Source organism: Nocardia testacea NBRC 100365 (genome assembly GCF_000308775.1).
In the GTDB taxonomy this organism is placed as follows: Bacteria; Actinomycetota; Actinomycetes; order Mycobacteriales; family Mycobacteriaceae; genus Nocardia; species Nocardia testacea.
Genome location: NZ_BAGJ01000088.1, coordinates 1 through 15,382, shown reverse-complemented (window position 1 = coordinate 15,382; position 15,382 = coordinate 1). Strand labels below are relative to the sequence as shown.

Here is a 15,382-nt window from a genome sequence, read left to right as displayed (position 1 = left end):
CCCGCCGAACAGGCGTGGGCGCAACTAGCTGTCCCGGTGTGGGACACCGATGATAGGAACACTGTGAGATCCAGATTCAACACCGTCGTCGCCGCCGTTTCCATCGCTGCGGCCGGCATGGGTGGAGCAGCCGGGACCGCCTCCGCGGCGCCGGTGCAGTTGACCCCGGCGGCACCGGTTACCGATACCAACCCGGGGACCGGAGGTGCGACCGGATCCGCAGACCAGCTGGCGCAGGTGCTGCAGCTGCTGCAGACCGGGTCCTCCACCGACCCCGGCGGCCCCCTGTAACAGCACCATCCCGTACGAGCCTCCGTGGAGGCTCCCGGCCCCGGGTGGCCGGCGCGACCACTTCACCAGAGATAACACCCGGCCGGGCGAAGAAGCCGGGGTACTGGGCAACCTGGCCGCGGCCGTTGCCGCGCAAGCGATGACCCGCGACCAGGCCGCGATCCTGCTGGTGCAGTTGGTGACCGCGGGCGCGGAATCGACCACGAGTCTGCTGGGCACCGCGGTCCGGTTGCCGGCCGAGGACCGCGCGCTGCAGGATCGTGTGCGCGCAGACCGCGGGCGCGTCGATGCGCTGGTGGAGGAGGCCGTGCGGATCGAGAGCCCGTTCCGCGGCCACTTCCGCGTCACCACCACATCCGGCTGGCCGGAATCGAACTCGAAGCCGGTGCACGGCTGATGCTCATGTGGGGGGCGTCCAACCGCGACCCGCGGATCTTCGACCACCCCGACCATGTCGACCGCGACCGCGACCGGCCGAAACTGCACCACAGCTTCGGTCGTGGGATCCACTTCTGCCTCGGCGCCCACCTCGCCCGCAAGGAAACCGCCCAGGCCGTGCACGCCCTGCTCGACGCCACCGGCAACGTGACACTTCGCGGCCCCGAACCGACCTACGTGCCGAGCCTGATCGTGCGCCGCCTGGCCCATCTGAACCTTTCGGTCACCGTATGATCTGGACGTCGGCGTGCTTCTCGACAGCCCACCGGCCCCGTGCCCGGTCACCGGTCCCGGGGTGTGACGTCCGATCACTCAGACCGCAACCGAGTCACGGGCACTGTGCGCACGCCGCGCCATCGCGACGCCGATTTCGTATGCCCGAGCGATCAGCTGCCGGTGGACTGCCGGGTCCTTGGACTCGGTGTCGTAGAGAAACTCGAGGGACGAGTCGCCGATCCGGGAGTAGTCGGCGATGCCGTGCATCGTCTGAGTCGTCAACGCCGTCTTGTATCCGTGCCGGGCGAACGTACCTTCACCGAGACCGGCACCTGCGACGAGATGTAGTTGCTTCACCACGCTCGGTTCACCGTGCGAAATATCGTCGTATGCCCCGAATACCCGGTCGAACCAGCCTTTGACGAGTGCCGGCATGGACCACCAGTAGACCGGAAAGAGGACGACGGTCACATCGGCCGATTCGAGCAGTTCCTGCTCACGCCCGACGTCGGCCGGAAGTTCCGAAAGCCCCCGGTGGTGCGCCAGATCCGCCTCTCGGTAGACCGGATCGAAGCCGGATGCCACCAAGTCGTGGGTTATGACGGTGATATCTCCCTCGGACTCGAGGCCCTGCTCGATGGCCCGGGCAATGGCCCAGGTAGCCGAGTCGTGGTCCGGATGCCCGACCACGAGCATCACCTTCGGCCGACTGTTTTCGTTCATCATGCCGGCCAAACTAAAGTATGACACTAACGTCAATGTCAAGGAGCGGGCAGCCGGATGCGGATACGCGAATTGAGCCAGGCCACCGGGGCGAGCCCCCGAATGCTCCGGCACTACGAGGATGCCGGGATTCTCTCGCCCGAACGCGACTCCAACGGGTACCGGCACTACCACCCCGGCGATGTTCAGATCGTGGACCACATACGCTGCTTGCTCGCATCCGGCCTGTCGCTGTCGGAGGCCTCCGCGATACTGCAGGTCGCCTGCATCGATCCCGCCGGCGCCTCCGATGCCGACCGGAAAGCCGCGTTGACGCAACTCGACGAGCGGGCAAGCCGATTGAACGCTGGAATGGCCCGCCTCCGGGCCCAGGAAGCCGAAATCCTCGCACTCCGCGCAAGCATCGAGGCCGGTCCCGCCTCGAATTGATGCGGGACAGCCACGGCCGGCACCACGCCGCGACCGATCCGACCGGACTCCGGCCCTGCGGTAGCGACCCGAAGCGGTGCCCGGTCGGCGACATTGCGCACGGCGGAACCGGCCGCCGCCTTCGACGGTTATGGATGCAGATCGAGGCCGAGCTCGGTGAGCGGGCCACGGATCCGGTGTTCGATGTCGCCGCGGATCCGGCACACGGTCGCCGGATCGGCGGCGGCGGTATCGTCGAGTCCCCGGTCGAGGTAGCGGGTTACGGGCACCTCCGGCGGCGTTCCGGCTGTGCCGCACAGCCCGGTCGCACCTTTCGACGCGCCGCCGCCGGATGTTCCCGGATCGCTCAGCCCTCGCCGTCGAGGGTCAGCACGACCAGCGGGATCGGCCGGTCGACCTTGGACTGGAAATCCGCCAGCAGCGGGTTGTTGGCCAGCACCCAGGCCGCGAACTCGTCGTACTCCTCGGCTTCGAGGACCTTACCGGTCGCCTGATGGGTTTTGTCCCGGAGCTCGATGGTGACCTGCGGATTCGCCTTGATGTTGTACCACCAGGCCGGGTACTTGTCCTCGATGAACGAACTCACGTACATGGTGTCGTCCCGGTACAGGGGTCCCAGCGGGGTCGTGTGTCGCTTGCCGCTCCTGGCTCCGGTGGTGGTGAGCAGGATGAGGTCTCCGCCCGCGTAGGCGCCGCCCACCTTGCCCGCGTTCTCCCGGAACTCCTTGATCACCTCATCGTTCCAGTCGGCGATGCCGCCTTCCTGGTCCCACTCCTGGTTCCACGGCGCGTTGGGATCGTTGTAGTCGGTGATCTCGGACTGGGCCGGAGCCGATTCGGTTTCACTCATGATGCGAGTGTGTCGCGAATATAGGACAGATACCGGCCTGATCGGCAGCGAAAGACCCGCCGGCCGAAAAATGGCGGTCGCGCTCGCGCGTGGGCCGAGATTCTCAGCCGATCGTGGCGCCGGCCGCGACCGGACGTAGTGGGGCGGAGGCGAACTCTTCCAGGCCGGCGGCCGGGTCGACTTCCGCGGTGAACCCGAGCAATCGGCGGGCGCGTGCCGGATCGGCGACGATATGGCGCACATCTCCCGGCCGCACCGCACCGGTGACCACCGGTTCCGGACCGCCGTGGGCGGCGGCCAGGGTCCGCGCGACCTCACCGATGGTGATCGGATGCCCCGAGCAGATGTTCAACGGCTCGAACCCGGGCAGCGCCGTCTCCACGGCGGCCACGTTCGCGGCGGCGATATCGGTGACGTGCACGAAATCCCGCGTCTGCCCGCCGTCCTCGTACACCTGTGGCGCCCGGCCCGCCGCCAGGGCCGAGCGGAAGATCGCCGCGACACCGGAATACGGGGTATCCCTGGGCATTCCGGGTCCGTACGCATTGTGGTAGCGCAATGCGGTGACCGCGCCACCGGTGGCCGTGGCCCACGCGGTCGCGTAGTGCTCCTGCGCCACCTTGCTCGCCGCGTACAGGCTCCGGGGCCGCGCCGGCGTGTCCTCGGGAACCGGGGCCCAGCCGAGCGGTACGCCGTGGGGCCGGTGTTCGAACCGGCCGGCCGCGAGGTCTTCCCGCCGGCGGGCCGCCACTTCGACGATGCCGTCCGGCCCCCGGTAGAGCCCCTCGCCGTATACCACCATCGAGGAAGCCAGGACGAGCCGCTCGCACCCGGCCCGGTCCATCGCGGCCAGCAGTACCGCGGTGCCGTAGTCGTTGTGCCCGGCATAGGCGGGGGCGTCCTGGACGTCGACACCGGCGCCCACCACGGCGGCCTGATGGCAGACCACGTCGATGCCCCGCACCAGCCCGTCGAGCGCGGCGGCATCGCGGATATCCACCTGCCGCACGCCCGCGGGCGGCCGCGCCCCGGGCCCGTGCGCGGCGGGCAGCATGAGGTCGACCGCCACGACGTCGTGGCCGGCCGTCCGCAGCGCGGCCTGGATATGGGAACCGATGAATCCGGCCGCGCCGGTCAGCAGTACTCGCATGCCCCCGATCCTGCCCGGTCACGGGCGCGGGGCCGGGCAACCGGACGCGGATGTCGCGGGTTCGTCGTGCGCGGCGCGCATCCGGCTCCACCGCTCCACCTTGACCTGAACCTATGTAAAGGTTTCAGACTGGTCGCGTTCACCGGTTGTCGAACCCGAGGAGTGACATCGTGCAGGCAGTACAGGTAAAGGAATTCGGCGGGCCCGGTGTCCTCGAGCTGCGGGAGATCCCGGCCCCGGAGCCGGAAGCCGGCCAGGTCCTGGTACGCGTCGCCGCGGCGGATGTGATGTTCCTCGATACCCGGCTGCGGTCGGGATGGGGCACCGATTTCTTCGCCGTGCGGCCGCCCTATGTACCCGGCGGCGCGATCGGCGGCACCGTCGCGGCCGTCGGATCCGGGGTCGACCCCGGGCTGCTCGGTACCCGGGTAACCGCGCGGACCGTGGCCAGCGGCGTCGGTGGCGGTCTGCCCATCGGCGGCTACGCCGAATACGCGCTCGCCGGTGTCGAGCAGCTGAACCGTATACCGGACGGCGTGAGCGTCGACCAGGCGACGGCTGTGGTCCACGACGGCCATACCGCACTCGCTGCCTTCGAGCGCGCCGATATCCGGCCCGGACAGCGAGTGCTGATCACGGCCGCGGGCGGCGGTCTGGGCACCCTGCTCACCCAGCTCGCCCACCGGGCGGGAGCACAGGTGATCGCCGCCGCCCGCGGGGAAGCCAAGCTCGCTCTCGCCCGGCGGCTGGGCGCCGAGAGCGCGATCGACTACTCCGAGACCGGCTGGGCGGACCGGGCTCTGACCGCGACCGGCGGCCGCGGCCCCGATGTGGTGTTCGACGGTGCGGGCGGCGCCCTGGGCGATGCCGCGGTGGGGATCGTGCCCGGCGGTGGCCTCTTCATCGGGTACGGCGCGGCCGCCGGGGAATTCGCCGCCGCGGGAGCCGAGAGCGCCCGCGAGCGCGGGGTCGAGGTGCTGAGCCTGTACGACCTGAACACCGGCAACGACAGCCGGGCCCGCTACGCCACCCGAATACTGGAACTGCTGGCCACCGGGCAACTCGAGGTGGTCATCGGACAGACCTTCCCGCTCGCCGACGCCGCCGCGGCCCACGTCGCCATCGACGACCGGTCCGCCCTCGGCCGCACCATGTTGCACATCTGACGACCCGCCGCCGGATACCGCGCGACCGTCCCCGATTCAGCCGATGACCTCGGCGTATCGGCGCTCGAGCGCGAGGATCAGCGCACGGTCCGGCTCGTCCCCCGAGCCGGTATCGAGCAAGTCCGCGAGCGCGTCCAGGCAGACGTGGTATCCGGCGGCGGTCCCCGATATCCCGTGCGGCCCCGGGGTGCCGAACCAGACCGTGCACAGCAGCCGGGACCCGGGACCGTGTGGCACGATCTCGAACAGCAGATGTTCGTCATCCCAGAGGAATTCGAACAGCCGCGGCGGTTCCCAGGTCAGGATCCGCCCCGGCAGGACCGGGTCGTCCGGGGCGACCCCCGATTCGATCAGTTCCTCGCCCGCCCGGTCGACCGCCTCGGGCCAGAAGCGGAACCGCACCTCGGCACCCGCGCGGCGCGCACCGATGATGTCCGCGGGGAACCAGTGCCGCAGATGCTCTGATTCGGTGAGTGCCCGCCACACCTTCTCCGGGGGATGCGCCAGGTCGCGTTCGTAGCGGGTGCCCACGCGATCGCCGTCGCGCAGGATTTCACCGAGACGCCGGGTCGCGTCGGTCATGTCACTCCTCGGGTTTCGTCGGATCTTCGTCATCGGGCAGCGTGTCCAGATACCGCTCGAATTCGTCGAGGCGGTCGGCCCAGATCTCACGGAACGGGGCCAGCCAGCTGTCGATCTCCCGCAGCCGGCCCGGCTCGAGACCGTAGTGCCGGCGCGGACCGTCCACCCGGACGCGCACCAGCGCGGCCGCGTCGAGCATCCGCAGATGTTTCGACACATTGGGCTGGGCGGCGCCGAGCGCACCCACCAACTCGCCGACAGTGTGCTCGCCGTCGCGCAGCAGGTCGAGAATCCGCCGCCGGGTGGGGTCGGCCAGTACCTCGAAGACATCACGTACCACTGCGGTTATATTTCCGTAGAGGCATATTCCTGTCAAGGCATATCCGGTTCGGTTTCCTCGATATCGCCGGCGGCCTCGTGCCGCGCGGTCGCGGCCACGGTCCGGCGCACCCAGGCCGAGAACGCGCCGACCTGCCCCGCCGGCAGCTCCGCGGCCTGCCGGCGCGGCCGCTCGAAACTGCGCAGCGCCGCACGCACGAGCGCACCGAACCCGTCGCCGGCTGTCGCGATCGCCCGGCCGGCCTCCCGTTTGGCCACCCAGCGGCCGGTGCGACAGAAGTACACGGCCCGGCAGCCGTTGAGCACCCGATTGTCGGCGAGGTGTCCGGTGCCGGAGGCGTGCTCGTCCACCGACGCCGTCACCGCGGCGAGCAGATCGTGCCGACGTGGCGCCGCGAGAACCTCACGCACCGGCCGCCCGTAGAGCGGCAGCCCACTCTGATGAGCGACCGCGCGATCGATTACGTACCAGAACGCCGGAGCCCCCGCGGACTCGAAATCCGCCACCGCGGGCAGCAGCGGGCCGGTGTTCAGATTCAGCAGATATCCGGGTCCCGGTGCCCCCGACGCGGCGAACTCCGTGTCGTAGACCACCAGCTCGAGTCCGGCGGCAGGACACTCGAGCGCGGGATGGGTCAGCACTGCGGCGAGTTCGTGGCGTAACCGCTCGGGTCCGCCGGGGGCCACGATCACCGTGATATCGATATCGCTGCGGCCGTGCCGGTAATCCCCGAGCGCCAGCGATCCCACCGCGAACACGCTGACGAGCCGATCACCGAAGACGGCGCGCGTCCGCCGGACCAGTTCGGCCAGATACGGCCGCAGCTCGACCGGTATCGACCGGGCGGGCACCGCGGCACAGGGGCCGGTCACGGGTCGCGGGGGAAGCGTCCGGCATTGCGGGATGCGCCTCGGCGTCGATCGGTCATACCGCCCAGGCTAATCCGCCATCACCCCGGCCCGGAGCGACCCGGGCACGCCCTCGCCGACCGGTAGGCCCGGGCCACCTCGACCGAGAGGATGCGGGGCGCTCCGAATTCCGCTGTCGTGGTGCGGAGTCCGGAACCCCTCCCTCGGCCGCGTTATCCAGTTGACCCACCGGCTCCAATGGACATGTGACAGATCTGGTAGCGGCCGTCTCGTGGGAGGGCGCGGGGCGCGTGCGAGAGCTTCTGGCAGCCGGGGCGGATCCCGACGAGCCGGACGAATACGGGACCACTCCCCTGTACCGGGCCGCGGTCCAGGGCGACACCGAGGCGGTACGGCTGCTGCTGGCACACGGCGCCGACCCGCATCGCTGCGGCGGGGGCGAGGACGAAGGACTGCCGTTGTGCGCCGCGGCGTGCTGGAACCATACCGGCGTCGTCGCGGCACTACTGGCCGCCGGCGCCGACCCGGACACCCCGGAGCCACCCCATCCGCAACAGACCGGCCCGGGGACGCCGCCGCTGCTGTGGGCGGTCCGCAACGGGCATCGCGAAACAGTGGAGCTCTTGCTGGCAGCGGGAGCCGATCCGGAGATACCGGGCACTCCGCTGACGATCGCCGCCCAGGACGGCCGCTACGGGATCGTGCGGGCGCTGCTGGCCCACGGCGCGGACCCGGCTCGTACCGACGCGCGGGGTCGCACCGCTCTGGCCATCGCGACCGATCTCACGTCCGCCGACCCGGTCGCGCTGCTGGCGCGACGATGGGCCGGATCCGATCGCGAGTACACGGTGCACCGCCACCCCGCCGGGGACGGCACCGATGTGGTCACCTTGTGTTACGGCGACCGAGGCCGGGGCGGGGAGACATCGATGCAGGACGGGCATGCGGCGATCGCCGAACTCCTCGGCCACCGCCTCGGCTCCTTCGACCCGGGGTGACCCCCGGGCGCATTCTCCCCGACCGGCGCGGTCCGGCCCGGCCGGGCCGCCTCGGCCGGGGAGGATGCGGGAGGCTCCGGATTCCGCTGTCGTGATGCGGGATCCGGAACCCTTCCCGGGCCGGGTCTCGAGTATCGGCGCACAGCCACTACCTCTTTCTCGTCGAGCGATATCCACCGCGATGGTCAGCCGCGCACCCGGGTCAGGAACGCGGTGATGTTCTCCCGGATCTGCTCGATCCGGTACTCGGGATCGAAATCGTCGCGATAGGCACGGCCCATCGCGGGCGTCTTCTTCCGGCGGGCGTACAGCGAACACGACAGATCGTCACAGATGTAGGTCCCGGTCGAGTTGCCGCGCCGGCCGGACTCACCCGCCTTGCGCGCCGTCATCAGCACCACACCGCCGTTGGTGTGCGTGGTGGAGCAGATGGTGCACATCTGCGAACGTCGCGGTCCACCTGTTTCGTAGCGCAGGGCGATCCCGGCCGGTCCGTGTTCCTCGGGCACCACCAGATAGGCGCGTCCGGGAGCGCCGGGGTCGGTCCAGCCCAGGAAGTCCAGATCGTCCCAGGGCCGGTCGGCCAGGTCGGCGGGTACCGATAGACGTTTGGCGTCGCCTTTCGAGCAATTGACGAACGACGCTCTGATCTCGCGTTCGGTCAGGGGTTTCATAACACTGCATCTCCTCCGGCAGTCGGGATGGACAAAACCGCGACAATCTATCGGCCACGCCACCCGCGGGCAATCGGTTTTCCGCCGGTGACCGCCGTGCCCTCAGCGCCCGGGATCGCCCCGGGCCGGCCCGGACAGCTCGGTGGCGGCCCCGAAACGTTTGGCCGAAAGTGCCGATCCGGACCACAGGCACCGTCTTACAGTGAGGAAAACCACAGCGGCGACAGGAGTGGGTATGAGTGCGCGACGCCCGGTATCTATCGTGATCATCGGCGCCGGATTCGGTGGTATCGGCGTGGCCATCGAATTGCGCCGGCACGGGTTCGACCAGATCACCATCCTGGAGAAGGCCGAGGATCTCGGTGGTGTGTGGCGGGAGAACACCTACCCCGGCGCGGCCTGCGATGTGCCGTCCCCGCTGTATTCCTACTCCTTCGAACAGAAGCCCGATTGGCCGCAGCGCTACTCCGGTCAGGCCGCCATCCACGACTATCTGCGCGGCGTGACCCGGCGGCACGGCCTGCTCGACCGGATCGAGTTCGGCGTCGAGGTCACCGACGCGGTCTTCGACGAGCAGGCCGGCACCTGGACGGTGCACACCGCCGACGGGAGCCGGCGGACCGCGCAGGTGCTGATCTCCGCCGTCGGTCAGCTCTCGCGCCCGCAACTGCCCGCCATCCCGGGCATCGACAGTTTCGCCGGCCCCGCCTTCCATTCGGCCCTGTGGGATCACGAGGTGGACCTCACCGGGAAACGGGTGGCCTGTATCGGCACCGGGGCCAGCGCCATCCAGTACGTGCCGCGGATACAGCCGGTGGTCGGGCAGCTGACCCTGTTCCAGCGCACCGCGGCCTGGGTGCTGCCCAAGTTCGACACCGACTACTCCCCGATCCAGCACCAACTCTTCGCCCGGATCCCGGGCATGCTGCTGGTGGAGCGGTTCGGCTGGTGGCTGACCGCCGAGATCTCCTCGCTGGGCCTGGTGGAACTACCGATCATCGGCCGTCTCGTCTCGCGACTGGCCACCCGCAATCTGACGAAGAACGTGGACGACCCCGACCTGCGGGCCGCCCTCACTCCCGACTACCCGATCGCCTGTAAACGCACCCTGTTCTCCAGCGATTACTATCCGGCGCTCACCCGGCCGAATGTGGAAGTGACCACCTCGGGTATCACCGAGATCACCCCGCGGGGCGTGCGCACCGCCGACGGCACCCTGCACGAGGCCGATGTGATCATCTACGGCACCGGGTTCAAGGGCACCGAGTTCCTGTGGCCGATGCGTATCACCGGACGCCACGGGCGCGAGCTGGCCGAGGCGTGGTCCGCGGGCGCCCACGCCTACTACGGGATCACGGTGCCCGAATTCCCGAACCTGTTCATGGTCTACGGGCCCAATACGAATCTGGGCGTCGGGTCGATCATCTACATGATCGAATCGCAGTCCCGCTACATCCGGCAGGCGGTCGAACTGCTCGCCACCACCCCCGGGCATGTCCTGGAGGTGCGCGCAGACACCGAGCAGGCGTTCAACGACGCCCTGCAGAAACGCCTGGAACGCACCCCGTGGAACTTCTGCTCGAGCTGGTACCGCAACGCGGCGGGCAAGATCACCAACAACTGGCCGGGTACGGTGACCCGGTACCGCCGCCGTGTCCGCCGACTGGACCCCCGCGATTACACGCTGACACCCGCCGCCTGACGCCCTCCGCGCGATCATCCTCACATGTGCTCCTGATCTCTGGGCTCGCCGGCATCGTCCTGCCAGGCTGGCCTCCGGGACCGAGGAGGTGGCGAAGGTGGCCGGGACAGAACACGGTTGGACACCGGAGGTTTTCGAGGTGGCCGCCCGGACGGCGGGTTTCGACCTGGACGCCGCCCAGTACGCGGCCGCCACCCGGCTGGTGCGGCTCGGCGACGAGCTATCGCGCCGCCGTCCGCTCTTCGGCGGCGCGGCACCGCGCGGTGTGTACGTCTGGGGGCCGGTCGGGCGCGGGAAGAGCTGGCTGACCGATACCTTCTACGCGGCGTTACCGATCACCGGGAAACGGCGGATGCACTTCCACGAGTTCTTCCGCGAATTCCACACCCGCTACGCCGCCCACCGCCACGAGAAACACGCCGGTGACCGCGCCGTGCGCGAACTACTCGGCGATTCCCGGCTGGTGTGTTTCGACGAATTCCATGTCCACGATCCCGGTGACGCCACCATCATGGCCAGGGTCGTGCAATCGCTACTCGCCCAGCGGATCACGCTGGTCGCCACCTCGAACTATCCGCCGACGGGTCTGCTGCCGAACCCGCTGTTCCATCACCTGATCGAACCGCTGGCCGCGACCCTGCACCGCTCGCTCGACATCGTCGAGGTCGCCGGCCCCCACGACTACCGGCGGACCCACCGGCCGGGAACACCCGCCGCCGAGTTCGAGCGCGGCGGCTACCTCTGGCCGGGCACCGGCGCCCAGCTGGCGCGAGCCGGGCTGGTGCCGCCGGCGCCGGCCGAACGGCAGCGCCTCCGGCTCGGTGCACGCGCGGTGACCGCCCGGGCGGTGCGCGGCGACGCGGTCTGGTTCGATTTCACCGACCTCTGCGACGGGCCGTACTCGACCATCGACTACCTGGGCCTGGCCGACCGGTTCCGGGACTGGACAGTGTCGGGCCTGCCCCCGCTGGCCACCACCGGCCGCGACGCCGCGCAACGTTTCGCCAACCTGGTGGACGTGCTGTGCGATCGGGACCGCCGCCTGCACCTCGTCGCCGCCGCGCCGCTCACCGTGAGCCTGACCGGAGATCATCTGCCGCCCGATATCCAGCGCACGACCAGCCGGCTGGCGCTGCTACCGCAGATCGGCACCGAACCGGTCGCCGTGGCCGATCAGTAGTCGGGGAACAGCCAGAGTCCCTGGGCCGCGGCCGTGCGCAGGAAAGCGGCCAGCGACCGCACCCGCGTCAGCGCGTACCCGTCGTCGCTGTCGTGTCCGAACAGCGGCACCGGCACCGCACCGGCATCCGCCCGGCCGAGCCATTCCTCGAGCCGTTTCAGCAGGTCCCGCACATCCTCTGGGTCGACCAGGTCGTAGAGACCGACCCCGAACTCGTCGGATATCCATTCCTGATAAATCTTCCCCCGGAAGCCGGTCGGATCGCCGTCGGAGGGCCAGAACAGTCCGCCGGTCGCGAACTCGCGCGGCAGTGCGCGGAAGGGCTCGAGCTCCTCCGGAGGCAGCCATCCGAACTCGCCGCGTTCCTCCGGCGGAGGCCCCGGAGCACGAAACCACCGCCGGGCCGGGCGACGAGGCCGGCGACTTCTCAGGAGCCGCGCCGGCCGCCGCGTGGTACGTCGCGAAACGGGACATCGTGGTCCGACCGCGCCTCACGGGGCATACCCAGCACGCGTTCGCTGATCACATTGCGGGCCATCTCTGTGGTGCCGCCGCCGATACAGCTGACCTGCCGCATCAGGAACACATCGCCGATATCGCCGAATTCGCCGGTCCAGATGGCACCGCCCGCCGTGGCGATCTCGTATTCGATGGTGGCACGTCGCGATTCGGCGACACCGCGGAACAACCGGCCGACAGCGGCCGACTGATCGGAGAGACGGCCGGACGCCATCCCGGCGCCGAGCCGGCGCTGCAGTTCGGTCCCGACGATCTCGAGCATATGGGCTTCCCCGACGAGCTCCCGGACGCCAGGTTCGTCGAGAGTCCCCGCCCGGTAGGCGATCTCGACCGGAGACCGGTCGGATATGGCGGGTTTCTCGGGCACCGTGACATACGGCGATTCCGACAGCAGACGTTCGTGATACATCCACCGGGTGCCGACCGTCCAGCCGCCGTCCACCGCACCGATCCGATCGGTATCGGGCACCCGGACGTCGGTGAGGAATTCCTGGCAGAATTCGCGGGCGCCGTTGAGCATCTCGATCTGGCGGACCTCGATACCGGGCTGGTGGATCGGCAGCATGAAAACCGTCAGACCACGATGTTTGGGTACATCCCAGTTGGTCCGGGCCAGGCACAGCGCCCAGTCGGAGTACCACGCGCCGGTGGTCCAGATCTTGGCGCCGTTGAGAATCCAGTCGTCGCCGTCGCGTACGGCGGTCGTCACCGCACCCGCGACATCGGAACCGCCGCCGGGTTCGGAGAGGAACTGCATCCAGATCTCCTCGCCCCGCAGCATGGCCGGAATATGGCGGCACTTCTGCTCCTCGGTGCCGAAATCGAGCAGTACCGCCGCGCACGGCGACAGGGTCGGCACCTGGCACCGGGAGGGGTATTCGTATCCGGCCAGCTCACCGGTGAACGCCCGCTGGTGTGCGGCAGTGAGACCGCGGCCGCCGTATTCGACCGGAATCGCGATACCGGCGAACCCGGCCTCGTAGAACGCGCGCTGGAGTTGCCGGTCGTAGGCTACGGCCGCGAGTTCCTCCTCCCGCGCGACCTTGCGCAGCCCGGCGACGGCCTCGGCGCGGTAGGGCCCGAGCTCGGCCCGGATCCAGGCTCGTGCCCGCAGACGGAAACTCTCGACGGCTTCGATCTCGGCGGTCATACCGGAAACTCCTGTTCGACGAGGCGGTCGGCGATCCGGCGGCGGTGTTCGGCCGGTGTGCCGTGGAGCGTGCCGTTGACCGTGGCCCGGCGCAGGAACAGGTGCAGATCGTGTTCGAAGGTCAGCCCGATGCCGCCGTGCAGCTGGACGCAGTCCTGGAGCAGTTCCGGCCCGTGGTGGCCGATGAACGCCTGCGCGACATCCACCAGCATGCCCGACTCGGGACTGTTCCCGTCGATCGCGGCGGCGGCACTGTCGGCGATGGCGTGCGCGGCCTCCAGCCACGATTTCAAGTCCGCCATACGGTGTTTCAGCGCCTGATACGACGCCAGCGGCCGGCCGAAGGAATAGCGATCGGTCAGCCAGTCGAGGGTCATCTCGAATCCCGTCTGGATCGCGCCGACCGTTTCGGCGCACTGGAGCACAAGCGCGATCTCCACCTGCCGTTCGATCCGGCTGCCCGCGGTCTCGAGCTCCCCCACCAGCGCAGTCCGAGGTACCCGGACATTGTCGAAGACGACCCGCGAGAACCGGCGGGTCAGGTCGGGCGAGCGCAGCGGCGTATACGAGATGCCCGGCGTCTCCGCGGGGACGAGGACCTGCGCGAGGCGGCCGGCGCAGCGCCCGGTGACCAGGAGCCGGCCCGCGGCCGCCGCCGATTCCACCGGCTGTTTCACGCCGTCGAGCACCAGATCGATGCCGTCGGGCCGGATCTCGAGCGCGGTCGCGCCGAGTTCGTGTCGCGGAGCGGGTTCGGCATGACACCAGGCCGCGACGGATTCACCGCTCAGCAGTGCGGCGAGAACCGCCGGGTGGGCGCCGGTGTCCGACAGCGCCGCGGCCACGATATTCACCGGCACCAGGGGCCCGGGCGCGGCGCGGCGGCCGAATTCGTAGGCGACGAGCGTGAGATCGGTGACGGGCCGGCCGCTGATCGTGCCGCCGCCGTGATCCTCGCCCACCAGCAGAGAGGTCCAGCCCAGTTCGGCACCGCGGCGCCAATAGTCGGCGGTGAACCCGTCGTCGTCCCCGCGCAGCCGGCGAAGCCGGTCCACCGGCGCCCGGGTGGTCAGGAATTTCGCCGTGGTGGAACGGAAGAACTCCTGTTCAGGGGTGATATCGAACAGCATGGTGTCCTCCGTGCGGCCGGTGTCGGCTGCGGTGCAGCGCGGCGGGCGCCCACAAGGGGGGCAGCCGACGAATCGGTACCGCCACCGTCGGCGCTCCGTGAAGTCGAATACCGTACGAACGGCCGCTCCCGCAATAGCCGGCACGGTCGTTGCAGGTAGGAGGTCCGGATACCGGGGCGCGCCGGAGATGAAGAGTCTCTGTGGCAAAGGGTTTCGCGCCCGGCCGCGCGACTACCGATATCGTGTCCACATCACCGGCGACAGGGAGGGGTATCGGGATGCTCGTCATCGCCGACAAGCTCAGATCGGGCGCGGAGAAACGGGTTGTCGGCTGGCTCCGGAAATGGGAGGGGGATTATCGGGTTCCCGGAGTCGCCATCACGAACTGCTTCATCTCCGGACAGGAGGTGGACCTGGTCATCATCACCCCGTACACGACCGTGGTCGGTGAGATCAAAGGTATCGACCCCGAGGTCACCGGCAACGTGCTGCAGTGCACCACCAACAGCCGCTGGCGGGTTCCGGGCTCCGCGGGCGACCCGATCAGTGTGCGCGACAACGACACCACTCCCTACGACCAGGTTCGCGACGGGGTGTTCAAACTGAAGGCCGCCGCCGAGCAGGTCGGCGGTAGCGCGTTCGTCACCGGGCTCGTGGTCGTGCTCCCGCCCCGCGGCTCGACCATGCGGCTCGAGAAGAAGTCGGCCCCGCCGCCGGGCTGCGATGTGCTGCTGTGCAACACCCAGAACCCGCTGCGCGCCTGGTTCCACCGCGCCCATCACCGCAGTGCGGTCGTCTGGACCGCCGAGCAGGCCTACGCGGTGATCGAAGAGCTCGAATACGGTGACCGCACCACCATCGCCGAACTTGCCGAGGCGGGCTTCCCGCTGGACTCGGCCCTTCCCGCGATCGAACCGACGCCACTTGTGCCGTCCGCGCCGGAGCCGGCCCCGATCCGTCCTCTGCACGTCACGC

General features: G+C 69.4%; 20 protein-coding genes. 9 read left to right on the top strand and 11 right to left on the bottom strand.

Features of this window, described 5'->3' with window-relative positions; genetic code table 11:
- Window positions 1-63 precede the first annotated feature (63 nt).
- From ON38_RS34095 to ON38_RS34085, 3 genes are all read left to right on the top strand, one after another.
- A complete protein-coding gene (locus ON38_RS34095; RefSeq protein ID WP_051164629.1) occupies window positions 64-291 on the top strand; it encodes a hypothetical protein in 228 nt (75 codons plus the stop codon).
- Window positions 292-430: 139 nt separating this feature from the next.
- Complete coding sequence (locus ON38_RS34090; RefSeq protein ID WP_051164628.1) at window positions 431-688, top strand: hypothetical protein; 258 nt, start codon at window positions 431-433, stop codon at window positions 686-688.
- Window positions 688-963: a cytochrome P450 family protein gene (locus ON38_RS34085; RefSeq protein ID WP_051164627.1), complete on the top strand. Its 276-nt coding sequence runs from the start codon at window positions 688-690 to the stop codon at window positions 961-963. Before ON38_RS34090 ends, ON38_RS34085 begins: the two co-directional genes overlap by 1 nt.
- 78 nt (window positions 964-1,041) lie before the next feature.
- On the opposite strand, the gene ON38_RS11745 is transcribed toward ON38_RS34085, so the two are convergent.
- Window positions 1,042-1,695, bottom strand: coding sequence for an NAD(P)H-dependent oxidoreductase (locus tag ON38_RS11745; RefSeq protein ID WP_245564018.1), 654 nt, complete (start codon window positions 1,693-1,695; stop codon window positions 1,042-1,044).
- Window positions 1,696-1,725: 30 nt separating this feature from the next.
- Here ON38_RS11745 and ON38_RS11740 point away from each other — a divergent pair, with 30 nt between their 5' ends.
- A complete protein-coding gene (locus ON38_RS11740; protein ID WP_039824781.1) occupies window positions 1,726-2,097 on the top strand; it encodes a MerR family transcriptional regulator in 372 nt (123 codons plus the stop codon).
- Between the two features lie 128 nt (window positions 2,098-2,225).
- On the opposite strand, the gene ON38_RS35960 is transcribed toward ON38_RS11740, so the two are convergent.
- The 3 genes from ON38_RS35960 to ON38_RS11730 form a co-directional block, all read right to left on the bottom strand.
- A complete protein-coding gene (locus ON38_RS35960) occupies window positions 2,226-2,366 on the bottom strand; it encodes a hypothetical protein (protein ID WP_157181734.1) in 141 nt (46 codons plus the stop codon).
- 77 nt (window positions 2,367-2,443) lie between these two features.
- Window positions 2,444-2,947 (bottom strand): nitroreductase/quinone reductase family protein, encoded by a 504-nt coding sequence (locus ON38_RS11735; protein WP_051164624.1) that lies wholly within the window; start codon window positions 2,945-2,947, stop codon window positions 2,444-2,446.
- A 103-nt stretch (window positions 2,948-3,050) separates the two neighbouring features.
- A complete protein-coding gene (locus tag ON38_RS11730; protein ID WP_373281211.1) occupies window positions 3,051-4,097 on the bottom strand; it encodes an NAD-dependent epimerase/dehydratase family protein in 1,047 nt (348 codons plus the stop codon).
- Between the two features lie 170 nt (window positions 4,098-4,267).
- On the opposite strand from ON38_RS11730, the gene ON38_RS11725 reads away from it, so the two are divergent.
- Window positions 4,268-5,263, top strand: a complete 996-nt coding sequence (locus ON38_RS11725; RefSeq protein WP_039824777.1) for a zinc-binding dehydrogenase — start codon at window positions 4,268-4,270, stop codon at window positions 5,261-5,263.
- Between the two features lie 36 nt (window positions 5,264-5,299).
- Here the strand turns inward: ON38_RS11725 and ON38_RS11720 are convergent, their stop codons facing one another.
- Genes ON38_RS11720 through ON38_RS11710 form a run of 3 tightly spaced genes read right to left on the bottom strand, consistent with a single transcriptional unit; the run spans window position 5,300 to window position 7,057 of the window.
- A complete protein-coding gene (locus ON38_RS11720; RefSeq protein ID WP_051164623.1) occupies window positions 5,300-5,845 on the bottom strand; it encodes an SRPBCC domain-containing protein in 546 nt (181 codons plus the stop codon).
- 1 nt (window position 5,846) lies between these two features.
- Entirely contained in the window at window positions 5,847-6,185 is a 339-nt protein-coding gene (locus tag ON38_RS11715; RefSeq protein WP_039824775.1) for an ArsR/SmtB family transcription factor, read from the bottom strand.
- A gap of 32 nt (window positions 6,186-6,217) precedes the next feature.
- Window positions 6,218-7,057 carry a nucleotidyltransferase domain-containing protein gene (locus ON38_RS11710; RefSeq protein WP_218000764.1) on the bottom strand — a complete coding sequence of 280 codons (840 nt, stop codon included), beginning with the start codon at window positions 7,055-7,057 and terminating at the stop codon, window positions 6,218-6,220.
- 242 nt (window positions 7,058-7,299) lie between these two features.
- Between ON38_RS11710 and ON38_RS11705 the strand changes: the two genes are divergently transcribed.
- Window positions 7,300-8,052, top strand: a complete 753-nt coding sequence (locus ON38_RS11705) for an ankyrin repeat domain-containing protein (protein ID WP_051164622.1) — start codon at window positions 7,300-7,302, stop codon at window positions 8,050-8,052.
- 185 nt (window positions 8,053-8,237) lie between these two features.
- Here the strand turns inward: ON38_RS11705 and ON38_RS11700 are convergent, their stop codons facing one another.
- A complete protein-coding gene (locus tag ON38_RS11700) occupies window positions 8,238-8,726 on the bottom strand; it encodes an FBP domain-containing protein (protein ID WP_039824774.1) in 489 nt (162 codons plus the stop codon).
- A gap of 235 nt (window positions 8,727-8,961) precedes the next feature.
- Here ON38_RS11700 and ON38_RS11695 point away from each other — a divergent pair, with 235 nt between their 5' ends.
- Entirely contained in the window at window positions 8,962-10,428 is a 1,467-nt protein-coding gene (locus tag ON38_RS11695) for a flavin-containing monooxygenase (RefSeq protein WP_039824899.1), read from the top strand.
- Window positions 10,429-10,525: 97 nt separating this feature from the next.
- Complete coding sequence (gene zapE / locus ON38_RS11690) at window positions 10,526-11,608, top strand: cell division protein ZapE (protein WP_085995396.1); 1,083 nt, start codon at window positions 10,526-10,528, stop codon at window positions 11,606-11,608.
- On the opposite strand, the gene ON38_RS11685 is transcribed toward zapE, so the two are convergent.
- The 3 genes from ON38_RS11685 to ON38_RS11675 form a co-directional block, all read right to left on the bottom strand.
- Entirely contained in the window at window positions 11,602-11,781 is a 180-nt protein-coding gene (locus ON38_RS11685; RefSeq protein WP_039824772.1) for a hypothetical protein, read from the bottom strand. The genes zapE and ON38_RS11685 overlap by 7 nt on opposite strands.
- A gap of 254 nt (window positions 11,782-12,035) precedes the next feature.
- Complete coding sequence (locus tag ON38_RS11680) at window positions 12,036-13,277, bottom strand: acyl-CoA dehydrogenase family protein (RefSeq protein WP_039824771.1); 1,242 nt, start codon at window positions 13,275-13,277, stop codon at window positions 12,036-12,038.
- Entirely contained in the window at window positions 13,274-14,407 is a 1,134-nt protein-coding gene (locus tag ON38_RS11675; protein ID WP_039824770.1) for an acyl-CoA dehydrogenase family protein, read from the bottom strand. The genes ON38_RS11680 and ON38_RS11675 overlap by 4 nt, the downstream gene beginning before the upstream one ends.
- Window positions 14,408-14,685: 278 nt before the next feature.
- Between ON38_RS11675 and ON38_RS11670 the strand changes: the two genes are divergently transcribed.
- Window positions 14,686-15,382, top strand: a 697-nt coding sequence (locus ON38_RS11670; protein WP_039824769.1) for a nuclease-related domain-containing protein, incomplete at its 3' end; no start/stop codon positions are given.